The following is an 11,994-nucleotide window of genomic DNA, read 5'->3' as shown; positions in this document are numbered from 1 at the left end:
TATGGATGTATCCATTGTCATTCCTACCAAAAATGGTGGGCATCTGTTTGAAAAAGTGCTGGATGCCGTTTTCAAACAGAAGACAGAGTATGAATATGAAGTAATTTGCGTGGATTCCGGGTCAAAGGACGGAACTCTCGATGTGATCCGCAAATATCCATGCCGTTTGTTTCAGATTGAGCCGTCCGAATTTGGACATGGAAAAACGAGAAACTATGGTGCTTCCAAAGGAAACGGAACGTATATCATCTTTATTACGCAGGATGCGCTTCCAGCGACCGATACCTGGCTGCAGAATTTCATTGATGCCATGAAGATGGACCCGGAAATCGTGGGAGGATTCGGGATTCATTATCCGTATCCGGACTGCAATCTGCTTGACAAGCGTGATCTGGACGGCCATTTTAAAGGATTTGGAGAAACTAATACGATTTTCCACCTTGATGATCCGGAACGCTACGAAAGAGAAGAAGGATATCGTCATTATCTGGCGTTTTTCTCCGACAATAACTCCTGTATCCGAAGAGATATTTTTGAAAAATATCCGTATGAGGATGTCAACTTTGCCGAGGATCAGATCTGGGCGAGAAAGATGATTGAACTCGGATTCAAAAAAGTATACTGCCCGTATGCACCGGTATATCATTCCCACAATTTCAAACTCAGAACGTATTTCAAACGGTATTATGATGAGCAGAAGGGATTATATGAAGTTCATCAGTATATGATTGCACAGAAATGGACGCAGCTTCCGGGCATGCTGTACCGTCAGGTGAGAGGGGACTGCGTGTATATCCGTCAGCAGCCGCTCAGTAAAAAAGAGAAAATCCACTGGGCATTTTATTCCCTGTTTCGCAATTTTGACCGCTTTGTGGGCGGCTATCTCGGCGGAAAATACCATCTGTATTCCAAACGGAAACAACAGTTCCTGGATCGTCACATTTCGCAGCAGTACGATCAGAGACATGCATAGAAGAAAGGAAAAAGAAACGTGAAAAAACCAAATGTAGCATACCGTGCGTTACGGTATCTGAAGAATCATGGATTAAAAGAAACGATTGAGCGCGCAAAACAGGGCAATGAGCCGGCTGTACCGCCGAAGAACAACGTCATCGGATTTTACAGATTTGTCGTAGACAACGATCCGATCCCGTTCAATCAAAAAGAGTATGAGAAACATAAAAACGACAAGAAAAAGATCCTGAATTGGGTTGTACCGGAAATGGGACCTGGTTCCGGCGGTCATACCACCATTTTCCGTTTTATTTCCAACCTGGAGCGCCTCGGTTTCCACAGTAGAGTTTATCTCTACATGTCCCCGAATTTTCAGGATAATGCGTCCATCCGCAAATTCCTAAAAGAGTACTTCCCGCTTCTTGTGCCGGAAGTAGAAGTTTACTGCGATGTATCCCAGATGAAATTTGCACATGCAACCGTAGCAACCTCCTGGACCACCGCTTACTACGTAAGAAAATTCCAGAATACGATTTCGAAGTTTTACTTCGTACAGGATTTCGAGCCGCATTTCTATGCACACGGTTCGGAGTATGAGTTTGCAGAGAACACGTACAAGATGGGATTCCGAGGAATCACAGCAGGAGACTGGCTGCGGGATATCATGAGAAATGAATACGGCATGCAGGCAGACAGCTTCCATTTCTCCTACGATGACAAGGTATATCAGCCGAAGGAAAAGCAGGACAACGAGAAGAGAGTTTTCTTCTATGCCCGCCCGGTTACCCCGAGACGTGATTTTGAGCTCGGTATGCTGGCACTCAATGAGCTGTGCCGCAGAATGCCGGAGATCGAGGTTGTTTTCGCGGGATGGGATGTCAGCGGCTATGAGATTCCGTTCAAACACAGAAATTTAGGTATCGTAACACCGCAGGTGCTGGCAGATTCCTATGCGATCTGTGATATGTGCCTTGTTATTTCGAATACCAACCTTTCCCTCGTACCGTTCGAGGTTATGGCCTGCAACTCGGTCGCTGTCTGCTCCAAGGGTGCAAACAGCAGTTGGATGGTAAATGAGGAAAACTCCATTCTGGTTGACTATGATCCGATCCAGATCGCAGATAGAATGGAATATTACTTCAACCACCCGGATGAGCTGGCTACAATCCGCAAAAAGGGAATGGATTTCGTAAAGGGAACCTCCTGGTACAAAGAAGCCGAAAAAGTTTACGCAAGTATGCTAAAAGGAATTGAGGAAGATGAGAAAAAACTGCAGTAAGGATGTGAGCAGAGAACGCAGAATCGAGATTCTGTTTGTATTCGGCGTATTCCTGTTTTACTTTTTGTGGTCCTGTACGCAGCGATACAATTTCTCGTCGGATGAATCAATGCGGTATCAGATTCCACAGTTCATTTATGAATATGGGAAGCTTCCGCGGGGTGACGAACCGCTGATTCGGAATGAGGATTGGGGGATTTCCTATGCATTCAATCCGATTCTCTCCTATATGGCATCTGCAGTTTTGATGAAGGGGATGAGCCTGTTTTCCACGGATGAGTGGATGCTGCTCATTTCCGCCCGTTTTGTAAATGTTCTGCTGGGAGCGCTTACTGCCTGGGTGGTCTTAAAGACGGCAAAGCTGTTGTTTCCAAGACGCTACGCATGGATGTTTACGACTCTGGTGGTTTTCCTGCCGGGCAATGTGATTTTATATTCCTATGTCAACTGCGACGCGCTTGCAATGTGTTCGACGGCCATTATCTTTTATTCCTGGGTAAAGGCGTACAAAGAGGGATGGAGCTGGACCACGTGTGCGGTATCGGCCGTTGGAATGGGAATCTGTTTCTTGTCGTATTACAATGCGTATGGATTTATTCTGATGACGTTTTTCTACTTTGTGGGAACGATGCTGACGGACCAGTCGAAACCGGTCAAAGAACGATGGAAAGAAATGATCCAAAAAGGTCTTTTTATTTTGGTGATCGTCTGTGTCATTGCTCTGTGGTGGTTTATTCGAAATGCTATTCTCTATGGAGGAGATTTTCTGGGACGCCAGGCATCGAGCGCAAGCGCGGAACTGTATGCAAGATACCAGTACAAGCCGTCGCACATCAAGACCTTCCAGAAAAAAGGAGGCTCCATGTTGCATATGATCTTCTATAAGCCGAGTTTTCTGGAACATGACTGGCTGGTAACAGTGCTGTACAGCTTTGTCGGCGCGTTTGGCTACAATAAGATTTATCTTTCCACGATGATTATTGTTCCGTACCTCTGCTGTCTTCTTGTCGGTCTCATTCTGATGCGGAACTGTTGCCAGAGAGACTTTTTCTTCTGGAATGCAGACGGCACGCAGACGGCTCTTACCGGAAAAACGAAGAGAAAATGGAGTAAACTGGGATGGTTTACCTGGGCTAATGTGTTTGCCCTGCTGATCCCGAATTATCTGAATGCGTATTACTCCTACAGTTCTGATTTTCAGCCGCAGGGACGATACAGCATGCCGATGCTGATTCCGCTGATGTATTTCGTGACGAAGGGTGTGCAGGCGTTCCTGAAACGGGAGAAAAAACTACAGAAGTATGAAAAATTGTTCTGTATTCTGGTCTGTGTGGCGGCAGCGGCATTAGCGGCATTTACTTGGGCGAGAATCATCTATCCGATGTACTTGCAGAACTACTACGGATTGCGGTAAGCGGAACAGAGAAAGAAAGCGGTGAAACGTTTGGAAAAAATTTCAGTGCTGACAGCAAAATTAAAAAAAGCTGTTGCAGAAGAAGGAATCGGCGGTCTGGCTGGGCGTACGAAAGGGTACCTTGCGCGGGCAAAAAAAGAAAAAGAGTTTCAGAGAGAAAAATCCCGGGTCTACCGGGATATTCTCTTTATCAGTGGCTGCAATGAACAGCTGCCGCATCCACACCGGTACCGCGTGGTGCATCAGATGGAGCAGCTGGAGGCAGGCGGATATACGTGTGATACGGTTTATTTTCAGGAGCTGAAGCCCTGGATGGTACGTTGCTACGGCGCGTTCGTGATTTTCCGCTGCCCGATGACGGACACCCTGCGGGAATTTGCCACAATGGCAAAGCAGATGAACAAGCCTCTGTGGTACGATGTGGATGATCTTGTGATCGATACGAAATACACCGATCAGATTCCGTTTCTCGACCGGATGCAGCCGGAAGAACGGCAGGCATACGATCAGAATGTCCGAAACATGGGCGAGCTGCTTTCCCTCTGCGATGCGGCGGTTACGACGACAGCGGCGCTGGCAGAAGAACTGAAGCAGTACGTACCGGAGGTGCTGATCAACCGCAACTGTGCGTCAGATGAGATGCTGCTACTGTCCGAGGCGGTGTTAAAAGAAAAACAGAAAAAGAACGAAGCAGATGGAACGGCGAAAAAAGTACGCCTTGGCTATTTCAGCGGCAGTGCGACGCATCTGGACGACATCGAGATGATCGTTCCGGTGCTGAAACAGTTGCTTGGCAAAAATCCGAACCTGGAACTCCTCATCGTGGGAATTCTGGAACTCCCGGTGGAGCTGAAACTGTTTGCTTCCCAGATCCAGATGGAGGGCTTTGTCGATTACCAAAAACTGCCGGAGCGGATTGCGTCGGTGGATATCAACTTGGCTCCGCTTACCGATACGATTTTTAACCGTGCGAAATCGGAAAATAAATGGGTGGAAGCGGCTCTGGTGCAGACTGTGACAGCAGCCAGCAATCTCGGCGCTTTTGCTGAGATGGTACAGGATGGAGAAGACGGCGTACTCTGCCGAGACGAAGCGGAGTGGTTGGAAAAACTGCAGTGGCTGATCGACGACGAACCGGCACGAAAAGCCATTGCCGGACGGGCATATGGCCGGTGCAGCCGCGAGTGTGTCACAATCTTTCATGCCACCGGGATTTGCGAGTGGGTGGAGCGCCACTGGAATCTACGCTGTGCCTTTGTGCTTCCAGCGATGGAGATCAGCGGAGGCATCCGCGTTGCACTTCTTCATGCGGAAATGCTGGTAAAAGCAGGAGCGCAGGTCAGCCTCTTTACTCTGGAAGGGGAGGCGGAGTGGTATCATGAGGGTGATTTCCATTTTCCGGTGCTGTCGGCCGAGCGAGAGAAACTGCAGGGAACGCTGGATCTTGCGGTAGCGACGATGTGGAATACCGCAGAGTTCGTCGAACAGTCCAGCAAGATCCGAAAGAAAAAATATCTGGTGCAGAATTTTGAAGTTGGATTTTATCCGCCGGGAAGCCCGTACCGGATCGCAACTTCGGCGACTTACCGGATGAGGAGCCCGATGGAGTACGTAACCATTTCCAAATGGTGTCAGAACTGGCTGCGGGAGGAATACCATACCGAAGCAGCCTATCTTCCGAACGGCATCGATCCGTCCTTCTATCCGAAACGGGGGCGGGATCTGCAGGGAAAAATTCGGATTCTGATCGAGGGAGACTGCAGCGCGGAGCATAAAAACGTGGACGAGAGCTTCCGTATCGTGGAACAGCTGGATCTGGAAAAATTCGAGATCTGGTACATGTCCTACAATGGAAATCCGAAATCCTGGTACCGCGTGGACCGCTTTTTACACCGGGTTCCATATGAAAAAACACCGGAAGTCTATGCGGCGTGTGATATCCTGCTGAAAACAAGCCTGCTGGAAAGCTTTTCCTATCCGCCGCTTGAGATGATGGCGTCCGGCGGCTACGTCGTTGCTGTGCCGAACGGTGGCAATCTGGAATACCTGAAAGATGGGGAAAACTGTATTCTCTATCCGCAGGGAAATCTCGCGGAGGCAAAAGCGGCGATTGAGCGTATTCTGACAGATGCGGAACTGAGGAAAAAACTGGATACGGGAGCAGAAGAGACGGTAAAGGAAAGAAACTGGAAAAGAATCGAACCACAGATTTTAGAACAGTATCTTGGAAAATAAATAAGCAACAAAAAGGGCTGTCGCACTAGCAAATATTTCTGGCGGTAGCTCTGCGTTATACCCAAATGGCATCGAAATCGGTTGCGTTTTCGATGCCATTCTTTACTTCTTATAGGAAAGTTCGACTTCCGTCGAACTCTTGAATCAGGATCATCCGTTGGACGGGAGGTCCTGATTGCTTATAAATTAGAAGATCAGTGCCGTTTGTTTCGGTTATTGCGGCGTCTGTTTCTGCGTTTCCGTCTCTTTCTCGCGTTGTTGATCACGACAATGATCAGAATCAGAAAAGCGACACCGTTCAGGCCAAGCAGAATATAGAGCAGTGTGGAGAGAAAAGAAATTTTCTTGGTTTCTTCCGGTGTTGGAATATCTGTGCTGTCGGTTTCTTCTGATGAATCGGAGGAAACCGAAGAACTGTCGGAAACAGTACATGGAGCGGAAACCTCGGCTGTTCCGATGAAGTGATCATCGAAAAAATACTGGCGGGTGTACGGTTCCTCAACGGAAGCGCCGTCCGGATCGGTGTAGGTTGCAGTTTCAATTTTCGCATTCTTTGGAAGCGTTACCACACCGGAAAGACTTTCCTTTTTTGCGTTCTTCAGGGTATAATGTGTAAAATTATCATAACCGAAATCAAGTACGGTACGGGTATCGTTGATATAATCGAGGTTATCACAGGTTAAAACAACGCAGACCAGCGTCATATTGCCTCGCTTGGCAGCGGTAACGAGTGTGTTGTGTGCCTCATCGGTATAACCGGTCTTTCCGGCGAAAGCACCCTTGTATCCCCACTGACCGTCCTGGAACAGCAATGCGTGGTGGTTCTGAAGATCACGCGGTGTCGAGGTCATATTGGTCGGCTGAATTGTGTAGGTCAGATCGGACTCGATGCGGCAGAAGGTCTCGTTTTTGATGCACTCCTGCATAATGAGTGCCATATCGTGTGCACTGGTGTAGTGGTTCGGATCTGGCAGACCGTTTGCATTGACAAAATGGGTATTCGTGCAACCAAGTGCAGCGGCGCGTTCGTTCATCATGGCGGCGAAACCTTCCTCGCTTCCGGCAATGTCGATGGCAAGCTGTGTGCAGACCTCATTTGCCGAGGCAAGAAGAATCGCGTGAAGAGCATCCTCCACTGTGATCGTTTCGCCAAGCTGAACGTTGATGCGGGCATTTCCCGGAATGGATTCGCTGACAGCATGTTCGCCGAAGGTAACGGTGTCGGTCATCTGCTTGTTTTCAATGATCAGCAGAGCCGTCAGAATCTTGGTGATGCTGGCAGGATAGCGCTGCTCGTCCATGTTTTTATCGTATAAAACAGCACCAGTATCGGCATCGAGTAAACAGACAGCGCCGGAATTGTTTTCCGGTCCTTCGGGCCAGGTGGTGACTGTTTTTTTATCGGTTGTGGCAAAAATCGTCTGCGGGAGGCAGGACGCGGCAAAAACAAAAGCAAGCAACAGGCATAAAAATGTGCGGGCTGCAGAATTCTTTCTAATCATAACTCACTCCTTCTGATCCAGCGGGTACAGCTGCATAAGACTGTCCGGGCAGCGGATCTCTCTAAAATGTATTAGACACACTTTTATTATTATAACATAAAGCGAGCAGGGAAGAAACACATAATTTCTTAATATTTTCAGTCGGGATTTGCAAAATGCAGTAAAATAGAGTATAATGCGAACGAGTTCATACGGAAAAAACAAAAAACCTGAAAAACAAAAACCCCAAGGAGTTAAAAAAAGTGTCAGATATGAAATGGCTCCGTTTTATACGGAAATTGAAACCTTACAACATACAGAAGGGACTGCGTTACCTGAAACATTATGGCCCAAAGGAATTCCTGATCCGTCTTTCGGAGAGGATGGAGCCGGAGGAGGTTCCGTACGGACCGTGGCGGGAGCAGTACTGCGCAAAAGAGGAGGACCTGGCGTGTCAGAAAAATCATAAATTTTCTTATTGTCCGAAGATCAGCGTTGTTGTTCCGGCTTACCGTACGCCGGAAATTTTTCTGCGTCAGATGATCGAATCCCTGGAAAAACAGAGTTATGAAAACTGGGAACTGGTGATCGGAAATGCCAGCCCGGAGGATGAGACGATGGCGCGCATCCTGAAAGAGTATACCGGAAAAGATCCGCGCGTAAAGAACGTTCCGATTCCGGAAAATATCGGCATTGCAGAGAATACAAATGCAGCGCTTGCCGCAGCAGCGGGAAATTTCGTCGGTTTTATGGATCACGACGATCTGCTTGCGCCGGATGCACTCTTTGAAATTGCCATCCGTCTGGAAAAAGATCCGTCCATCGATGCTTTTTATACCGATGAGGACAAGGTACGGACCGATCTGTCCGAGTATTTCCAGCCGCATTTCAAACCGGATTTCAATCTGGATCTGCTGCGGTCAAACAATTATATCTGCCATTTCTTCGTTGTACGGCGGGAGATTGCGGAGAAAACCGGCGGCCTTCGTCCGGAATACAATGGGGCGCAGGATTATGATTATATCTTCCGCTGCACGGAAATGGCGGGAAAAATTGTACACATTCCGAGAGTTTTATATCACTGGAGGGTCCACAGCGCTTCCACCGCAGACAATCCGGCAAGCAAGCTGTACGCGTATGAGGCCGGAAAAAAGGCAATTGAGGGAAACCTTGCGCGCTGCGGCGAAGAGGGAACCGTCACACTGCGTTCGGATTATGGCTTCTACGATGTAGATTATAAACTGCGGGGAACGCCTCTGGTTTCGATTCTGATCCCGAACAAGGATCAGGCCGATACGTTACGCACCTGTCTGGAATCCATTAAGAAGAAGTGCATGTATCCATCCTATGAGATTCTGATTATTGAGAACAACAGCACTGAGGAAGCAACGTTTTCCTATTACAAAGAACTCGAAGCACAGGGCATCCGTGTCCTGAAGTATCCAAAACAGGGCTTTAACTATTCTGCGATCAATAATTTCGGCGTCAAAGAGGCAAAGGGAGAGTATCTCCTGTTTCTCAATAACGATATGGAAATTATCACACCCGATTTTATGGAAAAGATGGTGTCCAATCTGCAAAGACCGCAGATCGGGGCGGTCGGCGCGAAGCTGTATTACCCGGACAACACGGTGCAGCATGCGGGTATCATCATCGGTATCGGCGGCATTGCGGGCCACGCCTTTTTAGGTCTGGCGCGCGGAAGAAGCGGCTACCTGCATAAGGCATCGCTCCAGATGAATGTGAGTGCGGTGACAGCAGCGTGCATGATGATGAAAAAAGAGGTTTTTGAGGAGGTCGGCGGCTTTGAAGAAGAACTGTCCGTCGCTTTCAATGATGTTGATCTGTGCCTGCGCATTGGAAAAGCAGGTTATAAAATCGTATACAATCCGCACGTGGAGCTGTACCATTATGAATCGAAATCCAGGGGAGCAGAGGATGACGAGAAGAAGGTGCGCCGCTTCCAGTCGGAAATCGAATTTATGCGCAGCCGCTGGATTGGGCTGTTAAAGGCAGGAGATCCCTGCTACAATCCAAATTTAACGCTGGCATCGTGGAACTATGGACTGCGTGCCGACGGCAGGGGAGTAAAACCATGGACAAAGTAGCAGTTGTAATACCAAATTATAATGGATACCGGTATCTGGAGACGTGCTTTGCAGCGCTTGCAAAGCAGACCTTTACGGAATTTACCACATATTTCGTGGACAATGGTTCACAGGATGAGAGCTGTGCGTTTCTGCGGGAACACTACCCGGAGACGAAAATCATCCAGCTCGATGATAACTATGGCTTCAGCCGTGCGGTCAACGAAGGCATCCGCCAGTCGAAGGAGCCGTATGTGATCCTTTTAAACAACGACACCGAAGTGTTCCAGGACTTTGTCGAGCGCCTTTATGAGGGAATCTGTAAAAGAAAGAATGCGTTTGCATGCAGCGCAAAGCTGATTTCCTATCAGGAGCGTGATAAAATCGACGATGCGGGAAATTACTATAATATGCTGGGATGGGCATTCGCAAGAGGAAAAGGAAAACCGGTCAGTGAATTTGAAACGTCCGACCGGATTTTTGCGGCCTGCGCCGGAGCAGCAATCTACCGCCGGGAATTTCTGGAAAAGACCGGACTTTTTGACGAAGAACATTTCGCTTATCTGGAAGATACCGACATCGGCTATCGTGCGCGGCTTTTGGGCTACGAGAACTGGTATGAGCCGTCCGCGAAGGTTTACCACGTCGGAAGCGGAACGAGCGGTTCCCGGTATAACCTCTTTAAAATCCGTTATTCTTCCAGGAACAATATTTATCTGATCTATAAAAATATGCCGGTTTTACAGATTTTGCTTAACCTGCCGGCCTTTATCCTCGGTTTTTCGGCAAAACTGGTCTTTTTTGCATCGAAGGGATACGGAAAAGAATATCTGGCAGGAATCAAGAATGGTTTTTTCATCTGCCGGAAGCCGGAAAACAGAGCAAAAAAGATCCGTTTTGAGTGGAAGCGCCTCGGCACGTATTTTGTCATCGAATGGGAGCTTTTTATCAATGTGTTCCGGAGATTTCTGGAGAGGGCATAAGGATTCTTTCAAAAGATTACGAAAAAGTTAAAAAGTTTACGGAAATAAGAAGAATGTTAGAAAAATATGATTGCTCTTTTTTGGAACTTATTGTATAGTTAGGGGTAGGGAATTTTTAAATCCCGAAAAAAACAGATAAGGTGAACGAATTTGATCAACGATAATCAGAAATATTTTGACCGGATGCACGTTCTGATCGATGCCCTGGTGCTCGCACTTTCCTACGTACTGTCCTGGTACTGCTATGTGCGGCTGGGCGTTATGAATAATCATCCGGAGAGGGGAATTCTGCCGCCGGCGACGTATATGATGGCACTGCTCTATATCGTGCCCGGCTATCTGCTGCTTTACTATGCATTCAATCTCTATGCATCCAAGCGTTTTCAGGGAAGACGTCTGGAATTTGCCAATATCTTAAAAGCGAATACGGTTGGATTTCTGGTCTGGCTGGCCAGCCTTTACATGGTGCGCCAGGTTCACTTTTCCCGTGGTATGCTCTGCATCTTCTTTGTGCTGAATGTGACACTGGAAACGATCGTAAGAAATCTGATCCACTATATCTTAAGCAATATGTGGAAACACGGCCGCAACCAGAAGCAGATTCTGATGGTCGGCTACAGCCGTGCGACCGAGGAATACATTGACCGGATCATTGCAAACCCAGAGTGGGGCTATCTCGTCCGCGGAATCCTCGATGACCATGTCAAAGCGGGAACGATGTACCGCGGTGTCAAGGTTCTTGGAAGAATCAACAATCTTTCAGTCATTCTGCCGGAAAACAAACTGGATGAAATTGCCATTACCCTTGGCCTGAACGAATACTTCCGCCTGGAGGAGATCGTTGCCATGTGTGAAAAATCCGGCGTACATACCCAGTTTGTGCCGGATTACCACAACATCATTCCGACAAAGCCGTACACAGAAGACCTGCAGGGACTTCCTGTCATCAATATCCGCTATGTGCCGCTTTCCAACACGTTCAACGCGATGCTGAAACGGATTGTGGATATTTTCGGCGCGTTCGTGGCGATCATTCTGTTCTCACCGGTGATGCTGTTTTCCTGCATCATGATCAAGCTGACCTCACCGGGTCCGCTGATCTACCGTCAGACACGCGTCGGACTGCACAACAAACCGTTTGAAATGTACAAGTTCCGTTCGATGGAAGTTCAGACGGAGGAGAAAGAAAAGAAGGCATGGACCGTGAAGAATGACCCGCGTGTGACGGGATTTGGAAAATTCATGCGCCATACCAGCATTGATGAGCTTCCACAGCTCTTTAACATCTTAAAAGGAGATATGAGCCTGGTCGGACCGCGGCCGGAGCGACCTTTCTTTGTGGAAAAATTCCGGGAGGAAATCCCGCGTTATATGGTAAAACATCAGGTGCGTCCCGGTCTTACGGGGTGGGCACAGGTGAATGGATACCGGGGAGACACTTCCATCCGAAAGCGTATTGACTGTGATCTGTATTATATTGAAAACTGGACGCTGGGACTTGATTTTAAAATTCTGTTCCTGACCTTTTTCAAAGGATTTGTGAATAAAAACGCTTACTAAA

At 47.9% G+C, this 11,994-nt stretch carries 8 protein-coding genes; 7 read left to right on the top strand and 1 reads right to left on the bottom strand.

What is annotated here, in order from left to right; translation table 11 throughout:
- Position 1 precedes the first annotated feature (1 nt).
- Genes PGS38_RS10595 through PGS38_RS10580 form a run of 4 tightly spaced genes read left to right on the top strand, consistent with a single transcriptional unit; the run spans position 2 to position 5,882 of the window.
- Positions 2-973, top strand: coding sequence for a glycosyltransferase family 2 protein (locus PGS38_RS10595; protein WP_022462975.1), 972 nt, complete (start codon positions 2-4; stop codon positions 971-973).
- Between the two features lie 18 nt (positions 974-991).
- A complete protein-coding gene (locus PGS38_RS10590) occupies positions 992-2,233 on the top strand; it encodes a rhamnosyltransferase WsaF family glycosyltransferase (protein WP_227093573.1) in 1,242 nt (413 codons plus the stop codon).
- A complete protein-coding gene (locus PGS38_RS10585; protein WP_118640229.1) occupies positions 2,214-3,647 on the top strand; it encodes an ArnT family glycosyltransferase in 1,434 nt (477 codons plus the stop codon). Before PGS38_RS10590 ends, PGS38_RS10585 begins: the two co-directional genes overlap by 20 nt.
- Positions 3,648-3,677: 30 nt before the next feature.
- Positions 3,678-5,882 (top strand): glycosyltransferase, encoded by a 2,205-nt coding sequence (locus PGS38_RS10580; RefSeq protein WP_055265468.1) that lies wholly within the window; start codon positions 3,678-3,680, stop codon positions 5,880-5,882.
- A 194-nt stretch (positions 5,883-6,076) separates the two neighbouring features.
- On the opposite strand, the gene PGS38_RS10575 is transcribed toward PGS38_RS10580, so the two are convergent.
- Positions 6,077-7,384: a D-alanyl-D-alanine carboxypeptidase family protein gene (locus PGS38_RS10575; protein ID WP_118640230.1), complete on the bottom strand. Its 1,308-nt coding sequence runs from the start codon at positions 7,382-7,384 to the stop codon at positions 6,077-6,079.
- 251 nt (positions 7,385-7,635) lie between these two features.
- Here PGS38_RS10575 and PGS38_RS10570 point away from each other — a divergent pair, with 251 nt between their 5' ends.
- From PGS38_RS10570 to PGS38_RS10560, 3 genes are all read left to right on the top strand, one after another.
- Positions 7,636-9,471: a glycosyltransferase family 2 protein gene (locus PGS38_RS10570; RefSeq protein ID WP_055219403.1), complete on the top strand. Its 1,836-nt coding sequence runs from the start codon at positions 7,636-7,638 to the stop codon at positions 9,469-9,471.
- Positions 9,459-10,433: a glycosyltransferase family 2 protein gene (locus tag PGS38_RS10565; protein WP_117509227.1), complete on the top strand. Its 975-nt coding sequence runs from the start codon at positions 9,459-9,461 to the stop codon at positions 10,431-10,433. Before PGS38_RS10570 ends, PGS38_RS10565 begins: the two co-directional genes overlap by 13 nt.
- Before the next feature lie 150 nt (positions 10,434-10,583).
- The gene (locus PGS38_RS10560; protein WP_117509226.1) at positions 10,584-11,993 is read left to right on the top strand and encodes an undecaprenyl-phosphate glucose phosphotransferase; all 1,410 of its coding nucleotides are present in this window, start codon (positions 10,584-10,586) and stop codon (positions 11,991-11,993) included.
- Position 11,994: the final 1 nt, after the last annotated feature.

The sequence above is a fragment of the Fusicatenibacter saccharivorans genome, from assembly GCF_027667425.1.
GTDB lineage: Bacteria > Bacillota > Clostridia > Lachnospirales > Lachnospiraceae > Fusicatenibacter > Fusicatenibacter saccharivorans.
Note: the sequence above shows the minus strand (reverse complement) of the source record. Positions and strands in the feature narration are given on the sequence as shown.